Here is a 25794-nt window from a genome sequence, read left to right on the forward strand (position 1 = left end):
CCCCGGGTTCCTCAAACTCCAAAAAAAGCTTATTTTGGTAGTACATGCTAATGGTTTTAGCTCTTTTTTTAAAAACTGACTATATTTCAAATAAAAAAATAGCGCCTATGTCAATAGACGCTTTGGTACTTTAAATAATTAAGTTTAAATATTAACTACTTTAACAGCAGAGCCATACCTTTTTTAAATAGCTCACCATAAGGCGGCAACAACAAATTCATACCATTAAGTTTTGATTGTACAAAGACAGGCTTCATATGACTTAAGCGCTCAAACCCTGCTTTACCGTGATAAGCACCCATACCTGAGTGACCTACTCCGCCAAATGGCATATCATGCTGGGCAACATGTAAGATGACCTCGTTAATACAAACACCGCCCGATACCGTATGCGTGCGTACTTTTTCCACATCGCGCTCGTTGTTACCAAATACGTATAATGCTAATGGACGAGGACGCTCGTTAATAAAACGAATGGCATCATCAAGCGTTTCATAATCCATCAATGGCAGAATCGGTGCAAAAATCTCCTCTTGCATCACGTCACTGTCCGTCTCAGGATCAGTGACGACAACCGGAGGCATCAAGCGCGTATCGAGACTTGCCTCAACATCAGTAAGCGGCTGCACACGATCTTCTGGCAGTTTTTGTAGATAACCTGCTACACGCTTAAACTGGTCGTCATTAATAATGTGACTATAGTCTTGATTGTTACCAATATTAGGATAATGTTTTTGCATCCACTCTTTTGCTAAGCTGATAAAGCGCTTGTGATATTGACGCTGAATCAATACATAATCAGGCGCAATGCAAGTTTGACCGGCGTTTAGGGTCTTACCCATCATTACTCGATTGACTGCATTCTCTAAATTCACATCATCGAGTACGATGACTGGCGACTTACCGCCCAGCTCAAGTGTTACTGGCGTTAAGTTCGGTGCGGCTGCTGCCATGACTTTTTTGCCGACCGCAGTAGAGCCAGTATAAAGCAGATGATCAAACGGCAGCTTACTAAAAGCTTCCGCAATATCAACCTCGCCCAATACGACACAGACCATATCGGGTGAAAAATAATGCGCGACTGCTTTAGCAAACGCCTCAGCGAACTTTGGTGCAGCCTCACTCATTTTAATCATTACCCGATTGCCAGCAGTCAATGCATCAATCATCGGTCCTATTGCCAAATACAATGGGTAATTCCATGGCACCATAATACCGACCACGCCTAACGGCTGCGGCTGAATCTCATTATGTGCAGGCATATATAATGCTGAAATAGAAACGCGGCGGGTTTTCATCCATGCTTTGCCATGTTTTTTGGCATGACTGATACCAGTAAAGCTTGGAAACAGCTCTGCAAACTGCGTCTCTGACTCGCTACGATGACCAAAGTCTGCACTGATAGCCTTGGCTAAGTTTTTTTGATTATCGCTTAGTAGCGCTTCTAGATTGTCTAACTGACTCTCACGCGTGGCCCAATCAGTAATAGGCTGATGACGGCTTAAGGTTTGCATGCGCGAAAACTTTTTTTGCAATTGCTCTATCGTTGTAATAGTACTCAGCGGCTTATTAGAGCCGGTTGTTGCTTGATTGGTTGTAGCTTGGTCGTCTATAGTCTGGTCGTGATCTATCATGTTTCTTCCTTGTCATACACGCTAAAGTGAACGCACCCTAGCCAGTTGCTATTTAATGTAGCGTATCGAGTAGGGAATGAAAAGGTCGATTCACATACTGGCAGGTTTGCATAAACGGTCTATTAAAGTAGCATTTGTCCCTATTTACCTATTTAGGAAAGAAGCATTCGCCTATAGGTTGGGTGATAATAGCAAAAACTGCTAAACTCGCTAGTAACATTATTTATCCTAAGCAAATTGCTCATATGACAATAAGAAGCTGACTCTCATGAAAAATCCCACTATAGAAACCATGCAAACAACCTCACAAGAAACGTCGCAAATAAGCGATATGCTCATTAGTAAGTCGTTATCTTCTGCAGACTATAATGCCACTCACGATGCCATGCTTGAGCGCACACTTGAGCGCATCAATTTGAAAAAAGAGCAAAGCTTACGTACGCCTGATGAGTTATGGATAGTCGATCATAATGATGTCTATACTCTAGGTCAGGCAGGTAAAGAAGAGCATATCTTACAGCATACAGACACACCCATTATCAAGACTGATCGTGGTGGACAAGTGACGTGGCATGGCCATGGACAACTGGTAGTATATTGGCTATTTGACTTACACAGCCTTGGCTGGAGTGTTCGAAATCTGGTATCACATGCTGAGCAAGCGATAGAAGATGTCGTTAACGACTGTCTAAAAAGCCTGCCGCCATCGAATAGTAACGATGTTAGTAGTGCTATTAGTGCTCATTCGCGCCGTGATGCACCAGGGGTTTATCTATATGCTGATATGTCTCATGCTCATAATAGAGATACTGACGATGACAAAAACCATCAACCCGTCTCTTCAGCAGGAGATGCCATTATGCTAGGAAAAGTCGCTTCACTAGGTTTTAAGATTAAACACGGTTTTAGTTATCACGGCATTGCGCTTAATTTGGATTGTGACTTGTCGGCGTTTAATGCCATCAACCCTTGCGGTTATGCTGGCATGCAAATGCTGCGATTGGCGGATTTTGTAGCAATGAATAATGATGCAAAGCAAGATCAGCAAATAGGCGCAGCATTGAGTTATGAGCAAATTACCCAAAAGTTTATCGATAATGTCGCCAAACGTCATGCTGGTTTGATCGAATTGCGCCCGATTACTTCTTATAAGTAGCAGCTGTCTTACTACTTTATATTAATTATTTTATGCCAATCTAAAGTATTGAGTCTTATTTTGCATAATATCGTGCCTTCTTAGACTTAAGCTTAACAAGAAAATTTAAGTCAAACTTGCTATACTCGCAGGCGGCACAAATTAGGCGCAGTGATACACATCCTACGCCGCATATCATCCTGTAAACATTTTTAGCCAATCAAGCATTTATAACAAAAGCAAATAGGAGTATTTTATGGCAGATTTCAATAAAATCTTAGACGCAGGCGATGTTGATGGCGGCATTATCAATGTCGTAGTCGAAATCCCAACCGGCAGCAGTCACAAAATTGAATGGAATCGCGAGCTGGCCGTGTTCGAGCTTGATCGTATTGATCCACAGATTTTTGCCAAACCTTGTAACTATGGTTTTATCCCGCAAACCCTTGATGAAGATGGCGATGAGCTTGACGCATTGATTATTACAGAGCAGCCATTAACGACCGGTGTCTTTTTAAAAGCCAAAGTCATTGGTGTGATGAAGTTCGTTGATGATGGCGAAGTGGATGACAAAATCGTCGTCGTACCAGCTGATGATCGTAACAATGGTAACGCTTATAACAGCCTAGAAGATCTACCAGAACAGCTCATCAAGCAATTACACTTCCACTTTAGCCACTATAAAGATCTAAAAAAAGCAGGTACTACTGTGGTCGAATCATGGGGTGACGTTAGCGAAGCGAAAGAAGTCATCAAAGAATCTATCCAGCGCTGGAAAGATATGTAAATTGTCGCTTTAGATAGTCAACAAGCACCATTTAAAATACCGCCATCATCTCTATGACGGCGGTATTTTTTTGTGTAAATTTAGGTCATATTGAAAAACTATCAAGTTATAAAGGTCTTGCCTCATAGTCAGGCTAATATAAAAGAGACATAGCACGCAAGAAAAAATTTTCCCAGTCTCGCGTCATAATCTGGTGTATTCAATTGATTTAGTATTAACGATACCATCGAACAATAATTTTATAGAGATAACATTGCTATAATGGTTGACATTCTTAACAAGCGCTCTAACGTCATTAAATAGCAAGGACTATCATGTTTAACTCCGACTCAAACTCAAAACCTGCCAGTGCAAAGCTACCCAAGTCTATTGGTATGATGGTCGAAAAAGGCAATCTAGTGATGGCCATCAAGACGTTGGCTCAAGACGAAAACATCAGCATGGACGCAGCAAAATTACGTATTGACGCCTATGAGACCGAGATTAAGAATAAACAACATCAAAACCTAACTACAATTGCCAATAAACAAGGCATCCCAAATGAAGCTTTAAGTTTCGATAGAGAACCAGAAGTAGAGACCACGCCTGAAACGCTTGTCAAGCACCGCGTCAAAACAACGCAATCTGAACAAGGTTTTAAAAGCTTACAAAGAGGCGTCGATAGCAAATTGGATGATATAGGCTACAAAAAATCACTTGTCCCCTACTGGGCTAAGAGGCTTTTAGTGATTGCAGCCATTATGGCAGGATTGTTTTGGATATTATGGCGGGTCTTTGGTTAATTAGTTTTTTACTTAACTAAGTTTTTTGATAATAAGGATATATTTTGATAGAAATGCTAGCTCATTATATCGATTTGGTTGCCAAGGTAGTTGAGATCATTGGTGTACTTATTATGTTTTTCGGTTTGTTCTTTGCGTTTTATCGCGGCATTCGATTATCTAATGGCTTCAATCATGATACCTATGTCGAGATTAGACAGACCGTTGGTAAGTCTATTTTACTAGGCTTAGAGGTACTTATCGCTGCCGACATTATGGCAACCGTGGTCACAGAGCCGACGTTACGCGGCGTTTTGGTATTGGGTTTTATCGTACTCATTCGAACTTTTTTGAGCTTATCACTACAAGTCGAGCTAGAAGGACGCTTCCCGTGGCAAAAAGAAAAATCACCGCAGGGGGCACAGCGTGTGAATCAAAAACTTTATAATGAAAATTCTGATAAATCTAACCCAGAGTTAGACCCTTAAGCTCAGACTCGAAGTGCGCATTATAAATAATGCTCTTGGTATGACATTTATTTAAGTCATTCGTGCGTTTGCAAAAAATCTTCGACCACGCGAAACTGCCCAGCGGTGCTTTCCTCGCCATACATTGCTTGACGAAAGGCATTAGAGTTAGGAATACCTGTGGTGTACCAAGCAATATGCTTACGGGCAATACGGCAACCTGAGTATTCACCATAAAAATCATATAGCTCTTGTAGATGCGCCAGTACGATGTCTTTTATCTCGCCGATACTTGGCGCGTCAAGGCGCTCACCAGTACGTAGAAAATGCTCAATATCACGAAATAACCACGGCTGCCCTTGGGCGGCGCGTCCTATCATCACCGCATCACATCCTGTCATCTCATAGACATGCTGCGCTTTTTGCGCGCTATCAATATCGCCATTGGCTATGACAGGAATACTGATACTCTCTTTGACTTCTCGTATCAGCTCATAACGTGCTACGCCAGTATACATGTCCTCACGCGTGCGCCCATGAATGGCAATCGCTGCGATTCCCGCTTGCTCTGCTCGCTTTGCCACCCGCAAAATATTTTCTCGTCCATTCTCAAACCCCAAACGCGTCTTTAAGGTGACAGGGGCATCGACTGCGCCTACCGCAGCATCAAGCAAACGCGCAACCAAATCTTCGTCTTGTAATAGTGCAGAACCTGCCAGCTTGCGACAGACTTTTTTGGCAGGACAACCCATATTGATATCGATAATCTGCGCACCATTATCAATCTGATAACGCGCTGCCTCAGCGAGCTTATCCGGCTCAGCTCCTGCTATCTGGGCAGAAATTGGCGCGATTTCATTGTCAAAATTGGCCCGATAAAGAGATTTTTTGCGAGCATAAAGCGCCGTATCAGCGATAATCATCTCGCTAACTGCATGACCTGCGCCAAATGACTTACACAACCTGCGAAAAGGATTATCCGTCACGCCTGCCATTGGTGCGACCATCAGACGATTTTCAATCGTCAGACCGCCAATATTAAGCGGCTGCAACAATGGATGATCGCTGATAGGTTGTACGACCGATTCAGAATGAGTTAGATTATTTATAGACATAAAAAACGGCTTGATTAACGGTAAAAACAAGCCGTTATTCTAAGGGTTCTGGATTTTAATGCAAGCCATTCAAGCGAATGCCATTCAAGCGAATAACTTGCAACAACTAATACTCAGTTTTAATAATGAAACCAACTATTTATCAAACATGCTACTTATCAAACACACTACCCTGCTCAAGCGTGATATCGTCATCATGCTCCTGCATACGCCATGGTAGGCTGTTCGGCGACTCTTCTAAGAAGTATAGATATTTTTCAAACTGATCGATGATATCGTTAATCACCGACTCTGATTGATAACCGTACAAGTCATAAACCTGACCACCGCGGCGCAAATGGACCTTGGCACGGTAATAGTGTTCTTGCGATATCTCACTGCTGACTCTGTCCTTATAATAAACAGGTATGTCTTGGTGCGTCAATCGCACTTCATACCAAAACTCTACATCATCGCCATACTGTAGCTCTAATACCGCCCGGTTATTGGTGTCATCATAATTGACTTCAGGATGCCAACCCGTTTCCTTAAACTTCTCTGCCACCTCCTTCATCGATGACATGACCGTCCCTTTAATATAGTTCAAAACATCTTCACGGCTGGGTTGTTCAGTAATGTAATCAATCCGATTGCGCCATGACTCAAGCTTAAGCAGATGTGGCGGCAAACGGTTTTCATTTGCCAAGCTTTCATCACGGTGACCTTCAATACGCAGCGCCCGCCACATACCAAACATCGCAATCAAGATAATCATCGTAAACGGTAAGGCACTGACGATGGCTGCCGTTTGCAGAGCTTGTAACCCACCTGCCAGCAGCAGTACCGAAGCGACAACACCCAATATTACCACCCAAAACGTACGCTGCCATGCTGGCGTGTCACTACGCCCCCCTGCAGCTAGCGAGTCAATCACTAACGATCCAGAGTCAGAAGAAGTGATAAAAAAGGTAATAATAAGTACGACTGCTAGACCAGATACCACTTGAGTAAATGGTAGGTTTTCAAGCAGCTTAAATAAAGCGATAGCTTGGTTATTCTGTACTTCACTAATGAGGGACTCATAGCCTTGTACCATAATCATGTTTAGCGCCGTATCACCGAACACGGCAAACCAAAAGAAGGTAAAAATAGTCGGTACTAGCATTATACCGGCGATAAACTCACGAATGGTACGCCCGCGGCTAATCTTGGCAATAAAGATACCGACAAACGGTGACCATGAAATCGTCCATGCAAAGATAAACAACGTCCAACTGGTGATCCAATCGCCTTGCTGATAGGCTTGCAAACTAAAGGTACGTTCAACGATATTGCCCAAATAGCTGCCTGTGTTCTCCATAAAGGCATTTAGAATAAATACTGAAGGACCGACGATAAATACAAACAGCATCAGAGAGGTTGCGAGTGTCATATTTAAGATAGACAGGCGTTTTACGCCCTTATCCATACCCGCCAATACTGATATCAGTGCCAAGCCTGTTATTACGGTGATTGCAATAACCTGTACGGTGGTATTAACTGGAATACTCGGCACCAAGTAGTTCAAGCCTGTGTTAATTTGCGAGACAGAGATACCCAAACTGGTTGCCAGACCAAACAAAGTGCCTAAAATAGCAAATACATCAACCGCATGACCTATGGGGCCATGGATTTTTTCGCCGATTATCGGATACAGCGTCGAGCGCATCGACAAAGGCAAACCATGTCGAAAAGCAAAATAAGCTAAAGTGAGTGCCACCACACCGTTAATGGCCCAAATATGAAAACCCCAATGAAAATACGCAATTTGCATCGCCTCTTTGGCTGCAGCAATCGTTTGCGGCTCTGACAGCGGCGGCGTGGCAAAATGAATCACAGGCTCAGCAACGCCATAGAACAATAAAGCGATACCGTATCCTGCCGAAAACAGCATAGAGATCCATTCAATAAAATTATATTGCGCCGTGCCATGGTCAGGTCCTAGCTTGATGCCGCCATAAGGCGAAAACGCCAGAATCACGATAAACATCAAGAACAGCGCTGTGGCCAGCATATAAAACCAACCAAAAGTCTCGGTGGTAAAGCCCAGCACTTGTGCAAACAAACCACTTGCCAGTTGTGGATTGACCGAAGCACCGATCACCAACAATACCATGACCACAGCGGTCGGTATAAATACCGGCATCAAAATAGTCGAACGAGATAGCTTACTCATAAAAGGTTCTCAAAAATCATAAATTTGAATAGGTGTATGATACGCTTATATAACATCTGTTTTTTTAAAGTATTTATATGTCTTTAGTATGCACAAATAACGCTTGTCGACAATTCATTCATATATAAGCCCAGTAAGCGATAGTTTAAAATAGCGTTAACCATAGCGCTTTTAAACTATAATGAAAAGGGCATTTTCTATAGCAAAAAAGGCAGCCATCTAGCTGCCTTTAGTGACAATCAGATGTTTCGATACTTACTTATCAAACACACTACCTTGCTCAAGCGTAATATCATCATCATGCTCTTGCATACGCCAAGGCAGAATGTCTGGCGACACATTAACAAAGTGTAGATATTTCTCAAACTGATCGATGATATCGTTAATCACCGATTCTGATTGATAACCATACAAATCATAGGTTTGACCACCACGGCGCAGATATACCTCAGCACGATGGTGATGCTCTTGCGGTAATGTATTGGCCATATCTTCAGTATAATAATCAGGAATCTCATGCTCGGACAAACGAACCTCGTACCAAAACTCAACGTTTTCGCCGCGTCTTAATTCAAGCACTGCACGATCATTAACCTCATCATAATTCACATCAGGCAACCAACCTGTCTCTTCAAACTTCTCTGCAACTTCATGCATTGAAGATAAAACCGTGCCTTTAATATAGTCCAGTACCTTGTCACGCGTTGGTTGATGGGTTATATAATCAATACGGTCACGCCATGCATCTAGTTTGAGTAAATGCGGTGGCAGATGATTGTCATTGGCTAAGCTCGCGTTGCGATGCCCCTCGATACGTAGCGCACGCCACATGCCAAATGTAGAGATCAATATGATGACTGCAAAAGGTAGCGCGCTGACGATAGCAGCAGTTTGTAGAGCGCTCAGACCTCCAGCAATAAGTAACGCTGCCGCGACTGCACCTTCGGTTACCACCCAAAACGAACGCTGCCACCACGGCGTGTCACTGCGACCACCTGCAGCAAGTGAGTCAATGACCAGCGACCCTGAATCTGATGACGTCACAAAAAAGGTGATAATTAATAGTACGGTCAATGATGAAACTATCTGTGTAAACGGCAAATTCTCTAACAGTTTAAACAGTGCTATCGCTTGGTTATTCTGCACCTCCCCAATCAAAGCATCGTAACCATCAACCATAATCATATGTAGTGCGGTATCACCAAATACCGAGAACCAAAAGAATGTAAACAGCGTTGGTACTAACATCACACCCAGTACAAACTCACGAATGGTACGACCACGACTAATCTTAGCAATAAACAAACCGACAAATGGCGCCCATGCAATCGTCCAAGCAAAGATAAATAACGTCCAACTACCAATCCAATCACTAGATTGATAGGCTTGCAAACTAAAAGTACGCTCAACAATATTGCCCAAATAGCTGCCCGTATTTTCCATAAAGGCGTTTAAGATAAATACTGATGGACCGACGACAAATACAAATAGCATCAGCGCTGTTGCCAAGACCATGTTTAGAATAGACAACCGTTTAACACCCTTGTCCATTCCAGCCAGTACAGAGACGAGGGCCGCTGCGGTAACCAAAGCGATAATAATGACTTGCACTGTCGTGCTTACTGGCACCATATTAGGCAATAAGTAATTCAAACCTGCATTGATTTGCGCTACCGATAAACCCAAACTGGTGGCAATACCAAACATAGTACCCACAATTGCAAACACATCGACCGTATGCCCAATAGGCCCATGGATTTTGTCACCAATTAATGGATATAACGTTGAGCGCACTGACAATGGCAACCCATGACGAAAAGAGAAATATGCCAATGACAAACCTACCACGCCATATATCGCCCAAATGTGGAATCCCCAATGAAAATAGGCAATCTGCATCGCCTCTTTAGCAGCAGCAATCGTTTGAGGCTCTGAGAGTGGCGGACTGGCAAAATGTAGCACAGGTTCAGCGACACCATAAAATAGCAACGCAATGCCGTAACCTGCTGAGAACAGCATGGCAAACCATTCAAGAAAATTATACTCAGCCTCCGCATGGTCAGGACCCAGCTTAATACCGCCATAAGGCGAAAAAGCCAAAGCAATAATAAACATCAAAAATATAGCAACTGCCAACATATAAAACCAACCGAAAGTATCGGTGGTAAATGCCAGTACTGAACTAAATAGCTCGCCAGCAGCCTCTGGATTAATTGCGGTACCAATTACCAATAACAGCATAATGGCAGCAGCTGGTACAAATACTGGCAACAAAATAGTGGAGCGAGGTAATTTACTCATAAAAGATATAGTCCTCAAATTAAAGGCACTTTTATCGAACGAAAAACTCATTCGTATAGATGAAGTAGTACAAACGCGCCCAATAAAGCATGTTTTTTACCACACTCTTGTACCAAACCCCAGAAGAACTTATAGCTTGTAACACTAATTTAACGCTTGTTACATGATTATTACCAAGCAATAAAAAAGGTAGCTTGTTAGCTACCTTTTTATATTTATGACAAGTTTACTAGGACTTAACGCCTTTATCCGATGTAATTAATTTATATAGCCCAAAAATAATAGCACTATATTAAGAATCTGAAATCGCTGCTGCCAGTTGCTGTGCAGTATGGGCAAGCTCATCGCTATCGGCTTGCTTGGCAGCATGAATACCCAATTCATGTATATTCCCTGGTATCAGGTGCACATGGTAGTGAAACACCGTCTGACCTGCTTGCGCGCCATTTAGTTGCATCTGAATAATACCTTCACGTGCAAAGACCTGACGCTGCGCTTGCATGACCTTTTTTGAGGTCATCAAAACAGCTGCCGCATATTCTGGCTCAAGATCCACCAAATCAACGGCCTTTTGCTTAGGGATGACCAATACATGACCTTCTGCTTGCGGCATGATGTCCATAAAGGCGAGAGTTTTATCATCTTCATACACCTTATGGTGCGGAATATCACCGTTTAACATTTTAGCAAAGATGTTATTGTCATCGTACTTGACTACCTGATTGTCCTGACTCATTATATTACTCCTTAAATACTCATTAGCGGTTAATGCATCATCTTATCTAGTTACCTATTATCTGCCATATATAGTGGACGAAATAGAGCTTGAGTACAAGATACCTTCTCACTATTATCGTTTATAACAAGGCGTATTTATCAAATATTAAATCGCTATATCGATCGTTTAAATGCTTATTTTGTTCGCGATGTATGTGCGTTAAATGTTATATTAAGCCTTCACTCTGCCAATGCTAGGTTTATGAATTTGACTACCTTACCTACTCATTTATCATCCAATTCTAATGCCGATACATTTTCTAACTCTGATAAACTATCATCTGCATCGTCAGATTATATGGATTCATCAGTAAGTGGTGCCGTCCCAAAAACCATCACGCCAAATGCTATCATTTTGGCGGACGCTCTAACCGATACAACCATCAGTTGGCGCATTCATAATTGTAAAATTAGTGAAAAAACGCTCACTCAAGATAAGCCTTTAGCGTTTTTATATTACTACGACAGTTTAGACGATGCGATCAAGCAGACCCATCCGTTGACACCTGCTCTACTTGCTCAGTTTAATACACTTATGACAGCGGATGAGGCTGCTAAGCTTATCGGTATTGATAAAGCGCTAGTAACCAGCCCTTGGCATGTAAAAGTCATGGGCTCGCTGGTTGTGTTTAGCGAAGCTCTGCAATTAGCGGTGCGCCTACATTGGACAAATACGGGCAAAGCAACGCAGCAGATATACACCAAGGACGCAGACGATGCGATGATAGCGGCTTTTAATGAATGGCAGTTTTTTGGCCGTGTCGATGTATTATATAAAAATGATAAACAAGCCCTTGTCAGTATCGATGAGCAAAACGCAAGCGATGAGCCGCTCCTCACTATTGATGCTAGTACAGAATATCAACAACTGTCAGCCACTCATGCTTTGACACTTATTGCTAAATTAGAAGCGGAGAAAGCAGAATTACCTTGGTTTGAAGCAGCTATTTTAGAACGAATCGCCTAAGAATATGACGTAAGTTTTTATGTGAGACACCTTAACATCAACTACGAATTGTTTTTAGTTATTCATATCTAATGGTATGGTAACCTCTTAGTATTATTCACTAGTATTCACTTTATATAAAAAGCACACTATAAACATCAAAGCTAAAGCTGAGGCTATATCTTTAACGAGCCTCGCCTATTTGTAAGGAATATCATATGGATTATCGCTCAAAAACCTCTACTGGTGGTCGTAATATGGCAGGTGCCCGCGCACTATGGCGCGCCACTGGCATGACTGATGGCGACTTTGGCAAACCGATTATCGCGATTGCCAACTCATTTACGCAGTTTGTACCTGGACATGTGCACTTAAAAGATCTTGGACAGATGGTAGCGCGTGAGATCGAAAAAGCGGGCGGTGTGGCAAAAGAGTTTAATACTATCGCCGTCGATGACGGTATCGCAATGGGTCATAGCGGTATGTTGTATTCACTGCCAAGCCGTGACCTCATCGCTGACTCGGTAGAATATATGGTCAATGCTCACTGTGCCGATGCGTTGGTCTGTATCTCTAACTGCGATAAGATCACACCTGGCATGCTGATGGCTGCCATGCGCCTAAACGTGCCCGTGGTATTTGTCTCTGGCGGACCAATGGAAGCGGGAAAAGTTGTTGCTAGTACCGTTGCCCACAGCCATAACAATGATGGCGGCAGCGACGTACATGCTACTGATAGTAAAGGCAATGCGATTCGTAAGCTTGACCTTGTTGATGCGATGATGGATGCCGCTGATGACACCATTAGCGATGAAGATGTCTTAGCCATTGAAAGCTCAGCGTGCCCAACTTGTGGCTCATGCTCTGGTATGTTTACTGCCAACTCAATGAACTGCTTGACCGAAGCTTTGGGATTATCATTGCCTGGTAATGGTTCATTATTAGCAACTCATGCATTACGCCGCGAGTTATTCTTAGAAGCGGGCCGTACGATTGTATCTTTGGCCAAACGCCGCTATGAGCAGGACGATGATTCTGTATTGCCGCGCTCTATCGCGACTAAAGCCGCCTTTGAAAATGCGATGAGCTTAGATATTGCGATGGGCGGCTCGACCAATACTATTTTGCATCTATTGGCTGCAGCAAATGAAGCGGAAGTAGATTTTAAAATGGCAGATATCGACCGTTTAAGTCGCGGTGTCCCTTGTCTCTCTAAAGTCGCTCCTGCTTCGCAAAAATATCATATGGAAGATGTGCACCGTGCCGGCGGCGTGATGGCATTACTTGCTGAGCTTGATCGAGCAGGGTTACTTACCACCGATATACCGACTATCCATAGCTCCTCAATGAAAGAAGCCATTGATAAATGGGATATCATGAATCCTGATAATACTGAGGCGCGTGCCCGCTACATTGCTGCACCTGGCGGCATACGTACCACTGAAGCGTTTTCACAGTCAAAAGAATGGCCAAACCTCGACGTCAACCGTGAGTCAGGCTGTATTCGTAGCGTCAAGCATGCCTATTCAGAAGACGGTGGCCTTGCCGTACTCTATGGCAATATCGCTGAGCGTGGCTGCGTGGTCAAGACTGCAGGCGTCGATGAGAGCATTTTAACCTTTACTGGTCGTGCGCGTATTTTTGAGTCACAAGATGCGGCGGTAGCAGCGGTACTGGATGATCAAATCGTAGCGGGTGACGTGGTCATCATTCGTTATGAAGGTCCAAAAGGTGGTCCTGGCATGCAAGAGATGCTTTATCCAACCACCTATCTTAAGTCAAAAGGCTTGGGTAAAGAATGTGCGCTACTCACTGATGGTCGTTTCTCTGGTGGTACATCAGGCTTATCTATCGGTCACGCCAGTCCAGAAGCTGCTGAAGGCGGTACGATTGGTCTGGTCGAAGAAGGCGATACCATCCATATTGATATCCCAAACCGTACCATCAATATGCAGGTCAGCGATGCAGATTTAGCAGCACGTCGTGAGGCGATGGAAGCACGCGGCCGCGATGCATGGAAGCCTGTAAGTCGTGAGCGTTATGTCACGCCTGCCCTACGTGCTTATGCTGCTATGACTACCAGTGCGGACACTGGTGCGATACGAGATGTGAGTCAAGTGGAGCGCTAACTACAGAGCAATGAACTAATTTTTTAAATCAAGCCAGCTTTCATGCTGGCTTTTTTTCACCAAAAAACAACGCAGCTGTCGTTTTGATAACGATTTTTTGCGAAACTCATTGCGTTTTTTCGTCACTATAGGTTTTTGAACGCTTTCATAGATTACATTTACGTCCTACACCTTAGGTTTTTGAACGCTTTCATAGATTACATTTACGTCCTACACCTTACAACTTTTAGAGATAGCTATTATCAACTTTCTATTTAAAAGCTCATAAATATTTTAAATGGACCAAGCGGCATGCACAAACCTTATGATTGAAAATTATAATTTATTCTTATTAGTCTGCGGCATCGCCTTTTTATTTGGTGCCATTTTTCCTATCGTATTTAAGCCTCTACCTGTATCTCTACCCATGCTTCAAGTTACTTTTGGCATTGTGATTGGCTATTTATGGCTCTCCTTGTCATTTTTGGACCCTATGGAACATGGCGTTATTATCGAGAAACTCACCGAGATTGTGGTACTTGTATCACTGGTTGGAGCAGGTATCAAAATCGATACGCCATTATCTTGGCGTTTGTGGCGCCCTACTACCCGGCTGTTACTTATTACTATGCCTGTTGGTATTTTTGCAATGGCTGTCTTAGGCTATTACGCGTTTGGTCTGACTATAGGTGCAGCAATTTTACTAGGGGCTGTACTTGCGCCTACTGATCCTGTATTGGCATCTAGCATTCAAGTTGGACCGCCTAATACTGGGGGTGAAGATGCCCCGCGTTTTACCTTGACATCAGAAGCCGGACTCAATGATGGCTTGGCATTTCCCTTTGTATATTTAGCCATCAAGATAGCTGAAGCTTATAGTGAAGGTCAAGGATTCTCAGGCGAGCTACTCTGGACTTGGTTTACACATGACGTATTATGGAAGATTGGTGCAGGTTTAGTGGTCGGTATAGTCGTTGGAAAGACTTTGGCAAAAGTGGTGTTTTCTAAGCATACTCGTGAGACTACCATCTCTCAAGGTTACGTGGTCATTGCATTGACATTGTTAGCTTATGGCTTGGCTGAGTATATACACAGTTATGGTTTTATTGCTGTCTTTATCGCCGCTTTTGCCTTTCGCCGTTCAGAGCACGAACACAGTTATCATGAAAAACTGCATGACTTCGCTGAGCAATCAGAAGGTCTATTGATGTCTTTAGTACTGGTAGCTTTTGGCATACTTATTGGACAAGGGTTGCAATCAGGTGTTGAGCTGACATGGCGGGTCTATATTGTAAGCTTTACCTTCTTACTACTCATCCGTCCGCTAGGGGGTATTATCGCACTGACAGGATTAAACCTACCTCGAACAGAAAAATATGCAATATCTGCCCTTGGTATTAGAGGCATTGGTACTTTATATTATTTGTCTTATGCCCTTAATCACGGATTTTTTGGGGAAGAAGACGTGCTTAAGCTTTGGGTGGTATGCTCTATTGTTATCTTATCCTCTATCTTTATGCATGGTTTAAGTGCGCCCAAATTACTAAAAATGACAGCAAATAAACCACGCTCATAGTTCAAGTTTGTAAACTTAATTCGTATGCTCAATCTATATTGATTAAATCTAATACCGCTTCCGTCAGTGCAAACTGGCGGACATCATTTAGCATAGTTACATCAAAGTTGTGTACAAAAGCGAAAGACAGCTGCCGAGTAGGATCACACCAAGCGACTGAGCCGTTGTAGCCCATGTGTCCAAAACCCGCTTCGGTATTAGCACAAACGCTAAACAGACGATGATAACCCAAGCGCCAATGCATGTGAGCAGGCATTACTGCATCCATCCCTGTGACTTGCGGAGTAGATAGCTGCTCGAATGTTGCTTCATCGATTAGAGTTTGCCCTTGCCATTTACCACCGTTTGCTAACATAGCATAGATGGTCGCTAAGGCTTTGGCTGAAGCCACACCATTTGCGGCTGGAATAACTGCCTGCAGCGTTTGACGGTTATAGTAATCTATAGGTTGCTTGTTGGCCGGTATAAGTGCAGCCTTATAGTTTTTTAAGTTTAACTGACTTGTATTAAGGTATAAGCGGTTGATCTGAGCGGTATCTAAGATCGACAATTCATCTATACTTTCGTCATTACTATATTCTTTAGTTGTTTGAAGTTTTATAGCATGTTGCTTCCAGCATTTATAAATTGACAGATTTGCATAGGTACGCAATGTATTTTTAGAGTCAGGTTTTAATACAGGCTTATTTCGACGAGAACGAAGCTGGGGACGCTCTACACTATGATCTTGCTTAAGGGTTTTAAAAATCTTTTACCAATATAGCCACTTTATCTGCTTTATCGCTTGGTACACCAAAATAGCAACTACTAGTGATACCTAGCGGCTCCGTTAGATAATGACGTAACGCTTCGGCCAACGTCATATCGGTGACCGCTTCTATAACACCTCCTAATATCCAGCCATAAACCAGCGCACTATAAGCACTGTCATATCGCGTTGCATCCTCAGGCAAAGTTATGGGCATTGCAGCGACCTTAGCAAGCATACTGTCCCAGTCGAGCAAGGTTTCGCTATCAGCATCAATACTGTTGATCGAAAACAAATTGGCTTGATGCGACATTAATGAGCGTAAAGTGATATCAGCTTTGTCATTAGAGGCAAACTTAGGCCAATAGTTGGCAATTGGTGTATCATAATTCAGTAGTTTTTGTGACACTAAGACATGAACCAACGTTGCTAATATCCCTTTGCCTGTTGAAAAATTTAGGGATAGAGTTTCCGGTTGCCATAAGATATCAGGTTGTGCCATACCGACGCTGGCCTGCGCAATACACTTGCCAGCTTGATAAACGATCAGTGATCCACCTGCTGGGGCATCATCTAGCTGTAGATCGGTTAGCAATTGTTGCAGGCGCTGCTGTATTTTGGTATCAATCCTACCGCTTCGATCATAGTTGTTAGTAGTATCTTGCATTGTCGTTTCACTCACTTATTGATTATCACTTGGTTTTTGATGATAGATAGTTTTATCAGACAACAATAAAAAAGGCCACCCACTGGTCGCCTTCTAAAAACACACTTCTAACCCTACTAACACATTAACGCGGCACTAGTAGGCGGTTATGTACTTCTTGCTCAAGACCAGCCAATCCATGACTGCGACCTCGCGCCATAGCCGTATCCATCTTACGCCCACGTAACCAGCCAGCACGCAAGGCAATTGCTGCCCCTGCTCTATTTCCCGACCCGCAATGCAATGCGGTTTTTTTGCCATGATACTGACGTAGTATGTTATCAAACGCTAAGATGTTAAGCTGCTTTAAATCTTGAGCGCCACTTATAGGTAGCTGTTCATAATACATGCCAGCGCGCGTTACTGCCTCTGCTTCATCAAAACTAAGTTCATCATCAGGCTGCAAGTTAATGACAAGCTCAACCCCAGCATTGGCGAGAGCTTTTACTCTGGATTCATCAAGTGCACCGCAAACGATTGTCTGTTCGTCAGGGCGAAAATAAGGCTCAAGTACCTTTGAGAGATTAATACCATTATCAGCTACTGATGCTGGAGCAGCATCTACATCGGTGGAAGATTGGGCGTCTATATTTAAAGTCATAGTCATATATATGTTAGTTGAATACAAAGGTTAAAAACAAGCTTTTACTGCTTACTCTGTTTCATTTAGCTTCACCACACCAGCAAGATGCGGCTTGTCATTTTTGGCACTATATAAGCCAAAGTTACAATGATCGTTAGTAGTATCAAGCTTGGCCACCGATTCGGCAATAAGCTCCACCTCAGATGGCAAAAAGATAGGTAGCTTGAATGATACCTCAACAGTATAGGCATCAGGTAATTCGCCCATCATTGCCAAACATTTGGCCTTAGACCACATTCCATGAGCAATAGCTTTAGGAAATCCAAAAGCTCGTGCCGACAAAGGATGTAAATGAATAAGATTAAAGTCCCCAGATATAAAGGCGTAACGACGTCCGATATCTTCTGGCACTTCAAAGACCGCATGGGTACCTTCTTCATCGACCATTGGTTTAACAGTTACCGCGCGCGGCTTGTTTTTACTAATTGCATTACTGTCGGGTTTTTTACCACGGGCTAGATAAGTCGAGACCCCTTCCCAAACGACATCGTCTTGTGATTTGACCGTAGTCACAAAGTCAAACTGTTGACCCTGCGCATGGTCACGTAAGTTATCGAATGACACTGACATAGCCACTGTCTCACGTTCGCCTACAGGACGATACTGCGTGACCTTATTATCTACATGCACCAGCCCTAACATCGCAAAAGGAAACGGCTCTTTAACCATCATGTTCATTTGTAAGGCTTGGGAGAGTACTGCAAAGTAAGTAACTGGAATTTTTCCATCATCAGCAAAACCGCAAATATTACGGTAATCTTCTAAATTACTTTGATCGATGTGCAGATCATCCACATAGTAGGTCGCTTGCGGCAGCTCATCTTTGCCAACTTTTGCGTTGTCACCAATAGGCAACAGGCTCTTTATGATATTAGCGTAAGTGGTATGCGCTTTTGGCAACGCATCATAGTGTTTATCTGACATAAATCTATCCTGATTGAGGCTTAAGCGAATTTTTAGCACATCCATTGGCTATTTAGTCGCTTATTTTGCAACATCTTAACCCAAAAATACAGAACTAAAAAGTTACTAAATAAGCAAAACTAAAGACATATATAAAAATATCCATCAAAAACAATACTTTTAATTTACCTTATAAGCCTTGTGGTTTTAACATAAAAAAGCCACCTATAGGCAGCTTTATTACAATAAGTTAGCAAATTTGTCGTAAGTAACAATGATGTATACAATAAATCACTAGTAATATCATCGACTTAGAAAGTCATCAATATATTTATATCTCTAAGTACGATAAACACCTGTTGTGCATATAAATACTATGCACCTAACAAGCTTTGACCACAGACACGTACGATATTGCCGTTTAAGCCACCTGATGCAGGAGAGGCAAGCCATGCAATCGTTTCAGCCACATCGACTGGTAATCCACCTTGACTCATTGAGTTCATACGGCGACCTGCTTCACGAATAGCAAATGGGATTGCTTCGGTCATCTGAGTCTCAATGAAGCCTGGAGCGACCGCATTAATCGTCATGCCTTTGTTATTTTCTGTCAATTGTTTAGCAGTTGCATTTACCAGTCCAATGACACCAGCTTTGGAGGTAGCATAGTTGGTCTGACCGAGATTACCTGCGATGCCTGAGATTGAAGACACACAGACAATGCGCGCATTTTCTTTTAGTACATCATTATCAAGTAAATAACGATTCAACCTAGCGATACTAGTAAGATTGATATTGATGACCATATCCCACTTTTTTTCATCCATTTTGGCAAGTGTTTTATCACGAGTTACCCCTGCATTATGAATGATAGAATCTAGACCGCCACGCTTTTTGGCAGCTTCAGCGATTTGCTCGCCAGCGTCATCACTGGTGATATCAACCATCAAAGTCGATCCACTAATCTCACTTGCAACCTTTTGTAAATCAGCTTGTTGCTGTGGTACATCTAAGCAGATGACATGCGCACCCTCACGAGCCAATACGCGAGCGATCGCTTCACCAATACCGCGACTCGCACCCGTAACCAGCATGGTCTTACCACCCAACGGCTGTGTCCAATCGACTTCAACCGCATCACCCATGCTCACACGTACTACTTGACCTGAGACATAAGCTGAACGCGCTGAGGTAAAGAAGCGCAATGTTGAATCCAGATTGCTTTCAGAGTTTTCAGCAACGTAAATCAGTTGAGCGGTAATACCGCGTTTAAGCTCTTTACCAACCGACTTAACAAAACCTTCGAGCGCACGCTGGGCTAATGCTGTCTCTACATCGATGATTTCTTCAGGTGGACGACCAATAATAATGACGCGCCCTGACTTCTCTACGCGGCGTGCTACAAAATGAAAGAACTCATAAACTTGCTTGAGCTCATCTGCATTACTGATATTGCTGGCATCAAACAATAATACCTTAAAATTATCTTCACTGCCCGTATTGGCTTTTGCTTCTACGTTTGCATCAGCAAGCGCATCTTTGATACTGTCTCTGCTATTAACAAACACTTCAGCATGCAACTCTGACAAGATACGAGCGATAGACTCACTAACACGCTTGTCATCACCAGCGGCTGAGCCAACGAGCACACTACCGCGTACAAGACGTTGACCACTCTCAAAACGATCGAGACTTACTGGTAACGGTAGACCTAAGTTTTTAGCCACTTTTTTACCAATCGAGGATTGAACAAAATCACCATAACGGTCTGACATAAAATACTCCTGTATCTAAAATTAGAACAATAAATAATGAATGAAAACGGATGGGTCCATTAATCTTAACGTCCTTACTATAAAAGCTTATTATCTCCGCAAACACGGATAATAATAATGAGACTTTAGTAAGTGAATTCAAAGTTGACACAACTATACACGCCTAAGCTAAACAAGTCCAAAAGTCAACGGTATAAACATGGATAAGCGGACGGACCTACAAACGCAGCAGTTACTTTCTCTTTCTTTGAAAAATAAACTTATATGCTAAAATAAAACCTAGAAGTTATGACTCAATCAAATACTGATAACAATATATTATCAGATGCCTAGTTAGGCAAATACTAATAAGCAATACTGCTCAGTCTATGTATTTGTCATTTACGTAAATCTGAGCCTCTGTTACCAGACTTGCTAAAGACATACAATAACAGGGTAAAAATTATTACGATAAACGGCTAACATCTTATATATTGATGACCTAATTTGTTTATCACGATATTTTATTACCTTATCATTTGCTACATTCACTCGTTTTAAGGATAACTTTATGAGTAACAAAAAAAATAGCCCTATCGTCGAGAGTACGGTTGTTAAAGGTAACACTCCAGCGGCGGATAGCACACAGAAAGATACTCAACCAAACAAAGATGACCAACAGAACAATGCTCATTACGACTCAATCGCTGAGCTAAAAGAAGCAACTGATATTGTTGATGCTGATGGCAATGCTGAAAACGATCAGGCACAGAAAAAAGCAAAAATTAAAGAAGACTTAGTTAATGAGTCTGATCTCAGTGAGCTTGAAGACACTAATGTATTTGATACGACTGCGCAGTCTGAAGCGAGCGAGACACGTAAAGACGATACACAAAGCCAGTCCATAAAATCAGATGATCGTACTGATACTAATACTGATGAAATAGCGGCTAAGACTAGCAAGTCAAATACTGCCTCTAAAAAGAGCCGCGCTACCAAACTAAGCTCAGGCCAACATCGCGTTGCCATTTTAGGAGGCAATCGTATTCCATTTGCTCGCTCAAATGGTCCTTATGCTGATGCTAGTAACATCGATATGTTAACCGCTGCACTTAATGGTCTTATCGAACGTTATAACTTGCAAGATGAGCGTGTGGGTGAAGTGGTCGCTGGCGCTGTTTTAAAGCTTAGCCGCGATCTTAACTTAACTCGTGAAGCTGCTTTAAATACCGCTTTAGACCCGCATACACCTACTTATGATGTCTCACAAGCTTGTGGCACTGGCCTTCAATCTGCATTTGCCTCTGCAAACAAAATTGCTTTAGGAGTAATCGATTCAGCCATTACGGGCGGTGTCGATACGACTTCAGACGCACCCCTCGCGGTTGGCGATGGCCTACGTAAAGTCATCTTAAAATTAGGAGCGGCAAGAAACAACAAACAGCGCTTGCAAGCCCTGATGGGTCTGAACCCAAAAGACTTAATTGAATCACCACAAAACGGTGAGCCACGTACTGGCTTGTCTATGGGTGAACACCAAGCGATTACTGCTCTTGAATGGAATATCAGCCGTGAAGACCAAGACGAATTGGCCTTTAATAGCCACAAAAACTTGGCTCGCGCCTACGATGAAGGCTTCTTTGACGATCTTATCACGCCATATAAAGGTCTGACTCGTGACAATAACTTACGTCCAGACTCTACTCTTGAAAAGATGGGCAAGCTGAAACCAGTATTTGGTAAAAAGAACGCCAACCCAACCATGACAGCGGCCAACTCAACGCCACTAACTGACGGTGCCTCTTGCGTACTGCTAGCCAATGATGAGTGGGCAGAAGCACATGGTCTGAAGCCTTTAGCCTATATCGTTCACCAAGAAACAGCGGCTGTTGACTTTATCGGTAAATCTGGCAATAAAGAAGGTTTATTGATGGCACCGGCCTATGCAGTACCGCGTATGCTTGAGCGTGCTGGTCTTACTCTACAAGACTTTGACTTTTACGAGATTCATGAAGCCTTTGCTTCACAAGTGTTATCGACCCTTGCCGCTTGGGAAGATGAGACATTTTGCCAAGAGCGCCTAGGACTTGAGGCGCCGTTGGGCTCTATTGATCGTAGTAAGCTAAATGTGAATGGTTCATCACTTGCTGCTGGACATCCGTTTGCAGCAACTGGTGGTCGTATCCTTGCGACAGCAGCTAAGCTACTAGATCAAAAAGGCTCAGGTCGTGCGCTTATCTCTATTTGCGCAGCTGGCGGTCAAGGTGTCACTTGTATCCTAGAAAAATAATCTGGTGCTTATCAGACAAATAGCTTAAATATTTTGAATTTTTGACACTCTTTAATCGATTGGTTAGAGGGTGTTTTTTATGCTTCCTTATTTTTAAATGCAGTGACAAATCTGCTAGCGCGATAATGAGCAATACAAGGTTGCATCACACAATAATAAAACGCAGTCACCGCATAGCTTCGCCATCAGATATGCTAAAGTAAAGACCACAATTAATACAATGATAAGAATAGTTATTAGGAGTTTTCTATGAGTAAGATTCCCTCGGCAATTGACCCAAAGTCTTTGACACCGCAGGAACATGCCGAGCTAAGCAAACCTGAACAAGGCAACTTCATTACACGCATGGACAAAGAAGTCTTCAATGATGAGCTACGTCGTAAGATGCATCAGGATTTAATTGACGGTTATGATGAAGAGCTTGAAAATGAAATAGACGATTATGTACGTGATTTTCGTTTTGATGGGCTTGAGATGACAGAGCAAGAAAAGCTTGATCGTCGTACTTATTTTCAAGAACTGGTCCGCTTGCAGCGTGAGTTGATCAAATTACAAGATTGGGTAGTCGATCGCGGTGAGCGCATTGTCGTGATATTTGAAGGTCGTGACTCAGCAGGCAAAGGCGGTGCTATAAAGCGTATTACTCAACGTCTTAACCCACGCGTTTGTAGAGTTGCTGCTCTGCCCGCACCAACTGAGCGTGAGCAGTCACAATGGTATTTTCAGCGTTATGTGGCGCACTTACCAGCAGCTGGTGAGATTGTGTTGTTTGATCGAAGTTGGTATAACCGTGTCGGTGTTGAGCGCGTAATGGGGTTTTGTACCGATGCCCAGTATGAGGAGTTTTTTCAATCTGTACCTGAGTTTGAGCGTATGCTTGTGCGTTCTGGTATTAGGTTGGTTAAATATTGGTTTTCTATCACTGACGATGAGCAGCATTCGCGGTTTATGAGCCGGATTCATGATCCACTCAAACAATGGAAGCTGTCGCCAATGGACTTGCAATCAAGGCGGCGTTGGGAAGATTATACCAAAGCCAAGGAGACTATGTTTGAGCGTACTCATATTCCAGAAGCGCCGTGGTGGGTGGTTGAGGGCAACAATAAAAAACGGGCGCGTTTAAATTGTATTGCTCATTTGCTTGAGCAGATACCTTACAAAGAAGTGCCGCGCGAGGAAGTAGAATTGCCCGAACGTAAACGCGATGACGAATATTATCGAGAGCCTATTCCAGACGATATGTACGTTCCATCACGTTATTAGACCTTCGTAATGTCACAGTCAATAACTGACAAGACGTTTACTTATATAATGTGACCTACTATGGTCTGTCTTACACTATAGTCTATCTTACATAGTATAAGTCGCTTGCTGGCTATCAATCTTGCCTACTAGTAAGCGTTCAACTTCAGTTTTATTTCGTTCAACTTCATGTTTTATTTTTTGTCCCGCAACATCCGTACCGATTTGGACGGCAAACCCTGCAGGACGGTTGGCCTGTGCTTTATGATTGATCCAAACCACTTTGCCATTCATCGGTAAGCGTTCGCTAGAATTGGGTAAGGTAATCGCAATGAAGACTTCATCACCCAACTCCTGGACACGATTGGTGGGTACAAACAGGGCACCATTATCTACAAAAGATAAATAGCTGGCATATAGTTTTTCGACATCTTCAATATGACAGGTAATAATACCGCCACGTCCTGGCATTGCCATAATAACATCCTTAATTTTGATATACGGTTAGATATCGCTTGATTGTCACTTTAGTTTTACTATATAGAGTCTATATGCTCAGATAGATTCTATAGATAAACCAAGTCTTGCATCAGCTTATCATAGGCAAATTTTTCTTGCACATTTTGTTGAAGGGCTGTTTTTGTTTGCTGCAACTGGCTTAGCAATGTTTCTAATGCGTTGTCTGTAGGCTGATATTTTTCTAAAGCGGCTGATAGAGCAATATCTTTTTGGTTACTATCAAGACCTAAACAAACGCGCCGAATATCAATCAGCATAAGCTCAGTCAGCTTGAGAAACTCTGGTAGATCAATCTCAGCTTGCCAATAGTCACTAGCCGCTACACTGCTACGCTTACCACTACGTAAGGCTTGCCATGTCGTCAACCATAGAGCGCGTTTGCTATACCAGGTAGCTTTTGCCAGCTCTATTGCTGCAAGTGGTGCACCGTTTGCTAACTGTAACAACTGGGTAATTTGTATCGGACTTACCACTTCACGATTAATCGTATTGCCAAGCTCTTGAGCCACATAGTCATTTGCAATAGTTGGTTCTACTCCCTGCAATGGTAACTGCTGTACACGACTTTTAATCGTTGGCAGTAGTTTTGCTGGCATGTCACTGATTAAAAAAAGATGAACTTGTGCTTGTGGCTCTTCTAACGTTTTTAAAAGGGCGTTGGCCGCTGCGATAGTCATTTTTTCAGCATGATCTAATACGCAAATGCGCATCCCCTGTCCGCCCTGGTAGATAAAAGGCTGCAATGCGCGAATATCATCTACCTTTACTGTCAACGCAGCACTACTGGTTGCTTTTACCGACTTGGTATTGGTCTTCGTTTTTTTATTATTACTGACAGCTTGGTTATTTTCCTGACTTTCAGTGCTAATAGGCATACTGGTAATAGGCAATACTTGTAAGCTTGGATGCGTACCAGATCTAAGCCATTGACAGCTTTGACAATGACCACAAGCTCCAAGCGGATGCTGCTGACGCTCTTGACACAATAGCCAAGCTATCAGTCGCCAAACAAAAGCACGCTTACCCATTCCTTGCATACCAGCGGCAAGTAATGCATGCGGCAAATTATGGGGCGGTGATAGTACACGACTTGTAAGCTGCGTCCACAATGCTTGCTGCCATGGTAATAGTGGCGCAAAATAAATACTGTCTGTCATATGATTCACGCTTGTTGCCTACTATTTCGTT

19 protein-coding genes and 1 pseudogene are annotated in these 25794 nt (G+C 42.8%); 9 read left to right on the forward strand and 11 right to left on the reverse strand.

Going from position 1 to position 25794, the window contains the following annotated elements; genetic code table 11:
* Positions 1 to 155 precede the first annotated feature (155 nt).
* Positions 156 to 1634: a coniferyl aldehyde dehydrogenase gene (locus PENNN9_RS01805; protein WP_058368058.1), complete on the reverse strand. Its 1479-nt coding sequence runs from the start codon at positions 1632 to 1634 to the stop codon at positions 156 to 158.
* A 292-nt stretch (positions 1635 to 1926) separates the two neighbouring features.
* Between PENNN9_RS01805 and PENNN9_RS01810 the strand changes: the two genes are divergently transcribed.
* The 4 genes from PENNN9_RS01810 to PENNN9_RS01825 all read left to right on the forward strand — a co-directional run bounded on the left by PENNN9_RS01810 (position 1927) and on the right by PENNN9_RS01825 (position 4805).
* Positions 1927 to 2790 (forward strand): lipoyl protein ligase domain-containing protein, encoded by an 864-nt coding sequence (locus PENNN9_RS01810; protein WP_058368101.1) that lies wholly within the window; start codon positions 1927 to 1929, stop codon positions 2788 to 2790.
* Positions 2791 to 3025: 235 nt separating this feature from the next.
* Positions 3026 to 3556 carry an inorganic diphosphatase gene (locus PENNN9_RS01815; RefSeq protein ID WP_058368059.1) on the forward strand — a complete coding sequence of 177 codons (531 nt, stop codon included), beginning with the start codon at positions 3026 to 3028 and terminating at the stop codon, positions 3554 to 3556.
* A gap of 314 nt (positions 3557 to 3870) precedes the next feature.
* Positions 3871 to 4338, forward strand: coding sequence for a hypothetical protein (locus PENNN9_RS01820; RefSeq protein WP_058368060.1), 468 nt, complete (start codon positions 3871 to 3873; stop codon positions 4336 to 4338).
* Positions 4339 to 4391: 53 nt separating this feature from the next.
* Positions 4392 to 4805 (forward strand): DUF1622 domain-containing protein, encoded by a 414-nt coding sequence (locus tag PENNN9_RS01825; RefSeq protein WP_227511687.1) that lies wholly within the window; start codon positions 4392 to 4394, stop codon positions 4803 to 4805.
* A gap of 56 nt (positions 4806 to 4861) precedes the next feature.
* Here the strand turns inward: PENNN9_RS01825 and dusB are convergent, their stop codons facing one another.
* The 4 genes from dusB to PENNN9_RS01845 all read right to left on the reverse strand — a co-directional run bounded on the left by dusB (position 4862) and on the right by PENNN9_RS01845 (position 11130).
* Positions 4862 to 5899 carry a tRNA dihydrouridine synthase DusB gene (dusB, locus tag PENNN9_RS01830; RefSeq protein WP_082637950.1) on the reverse strand — a complete coding sequence of 346 codons (1038 nt, stop codon included), beginning with the start codon at positions 5897 to 5899 and terminating at the stop codon, positions 4862 to 4864.
* A 151-nt stretch (positions 5900 to 6050) separates the two neighbouring features.
* Positions 6051 to 8093 carry a BCCT family transporter gene (locus PENNN9_RS01835; RefSeq protein ID WP_058368061.1) on the reverse strand — a complete coding sequence of 681 codons (2043 nt, stop codon included), beginning with the start codon at positions 8091 to 8093 and terminating at the stop codon, positions 6051 to 6053.
* Between the two features lie 255 nt (positions 8094 to 8348).
* On the reverse strand, positions 8349 to 10394 hold the full coding sequence (locus tag PENNN9_RS01840; protein ID WP_058368062.1) for a BCCT family transporter: 2046 nt from the start codon (positions 10392 to 10394) through the stop codon (positions 8349 to 8351).
* Between the two features lie 292 nt (positions 10395 to 10686).
* On the reverse strand, positions 10687 to 11130 hold the full coding sequence (locus PENNN9_RS01845; RefSeq protein ID WP_058368063.1) for an HIT family protein: 444 nt from the start codon (positions 11128 to 11130) through the stop codon (positions 10687 to 10689).
* 243 nt (positions 11131 to 11373) lie between these two features.
* Between PENNN9_RS01845 and PENNN9_RS01850 the strand changes: the two genes are divergently transcribed.
* The 3 genes from PENNN9_RS01850 (at position 11374) to PENNN9_RS01860 (ending at position 15801) form a co-directional block, all read left to right on the forward strand.
* Positions 11374 to 12138, forward strand: coding sequence for a hypothetical protein (locus PENNN9_RS01850; RefSeq protein ID WP_058368064.1), 765 nt, complete (start codon positions 11374 to 11376; stop codon positions 12136 to 12138).
* Positions 12139 to 12335: 197 nt separating this feature from the next.
* Positions 12336 to 14246 carry a dihydroxy-acid dehydratase gene (gene ilvD / locus PENNN9_RS01855; protein ID WP_058368065.1) on the forward strand — a complete coding sequence of 637 codons (1911 nt, stop codon included), beginning with the start codon at positions 12336 to 12338 and terminating at the stop codon, positions 14244 to 14246.
* A gap of 304 nt (positions 14247 to 14550) precedes the next feature.
* Positions 14551 to 15801 carry a cation:proton antiporter gene (locus PENNN9_RS01860; RefSeq protein WP_058368066.1) on the forward strand — a complete coding sequence of 417 codons (1251 nt, stop codon included), beginning with the start codon at positions 14551 to 14553 and terminating at the stop codon, positions 15799 to 15801.
* Between the two features lie 28 nt (positions 15802 to 15829).
* Here the strand turns inward: PENNN9_RS01860 and PENNN9_RS13605 are convergent.
* The 4 genes and pseudogenes from PENNN9_RS13605 to PENNN9_RS01880 all read right to left on the reverse strand — a co-directional run bounded on the left by PENNN9_RS13605 (position 15830) and on the right by PENNN9_RS01880 (position 20576).
* Positions 15830 to 17216: pseudogene (locus PENNN9_RS13605) on the reverse strand (serine hydrolase domain-containing protein).
* A gap of 124 nt (positions 17217 to 17340) precedes the next feature.
* A complete protein-coding gene (locus PENNN9_RS01870; RefSeq protein WP_058368103.1) occupies positions 17341 to 17856 on the reverse strand; it encodes a beta-lactamase hydrolase domain-containing protein in 516 nt (171 codons plus the stop codon).
* 51 nt (positions 17857 to 17907) lie between these two features.
* Positions 17908 to 18822, reverse strand: a complete 915-nt coding sequence (locus PENNN9_RS01875; protein WP_058368067.1) for a MaoC family dehydratase — start codon at positions 18820 to 18822, stop codon at positions 17908 to 17910.
* A gap of 353 nt (positions 18823 to 19175) precedes the next feature.
* Positions 19176 to 20576: a 3-oxoacyl-ACP reductase gene (locus PENNN9_RS01880; protein ID WP_058368068.1), complete on the reverse strand. Its 1401-nt coding sequence runs from the start codon at positions 20574 to 20576 to the stop codon at positions 19176 to 19178.
* A gap of 550 nt (positions 20577 to 21126) precedes the next feature.
* Here PENNN9_RS01880 and PENNN9_RS01885 point away from each other — a divergent pair.
* Together PENNN9_RS01885 and ppk2 are read left to right on the forward strand one after the other, a co-directional pair.
* Complete coding sequence (locus PENNN9_RS01885) at positions 21127 to 22845, forward strand: acetyl-CoA C-acetyltransferase (RefSeq protein ID WP_058368069.1); 1719 nt, start codon at positions 21127 to 21129, stop codon at positions 22843 to 22845.
* A 249-nt stretch (positions 22846 to 23094) separates the two neighbouring features.
* On the forward strand, positions 23095 to 24108 hold the full coding sequence (ppk2, locus tag PENNN9_RS01890) for a polyphosphate kinase 2 (RefSeq protein ID WP_256713825.1): 1014 nt from the start codon (positions 23095 to 23097) through the stop codon (positions 24106 to 24108).
* 87 nt (positions 24109 to 24195) lie between these two features.
* Here the strand turns inward: ppk2 and PENNN9_RS01895 are convergent, their stop codons facing one another.
* Together PENNN9_RS01895 and PENNN9_RS01900 are read right to left on the reverse strand one after the other, a co-directional pair.
* Positions 24196 to 24564, reverse strand: a complete 369-nt coding sequence (locus tag PENNN9_RS01895; protein WP_058368070.1) for a PilZ domain-containing protein — start codon at positions 24562 to 24564, stop codon at positions 24196 to 24198.
* Positions 24565 to 24653: 89 nt separating this feature from the next.
* Entirely contained in the window at positions 24654 to 25772 is a 1119-nt protein-coding gene (locus tag PENNN9_RS01900) for a DNA polymerase III subunit delta' (RefSeq protein WP_413771729.1), read from the reverse strand.
* Between the last annotated feature and the right edge of the window lie 22 nt (positions 25773 to 25794).

Source organism: Psychrobacter sp. ENNN9_III (assembly GCF_001462175.1).
GTDB lineage: Bacteria > Pseudomonadota > Gammaproteobacteria > Pseudomonadales > Moraxellaceae > Psychrobacter.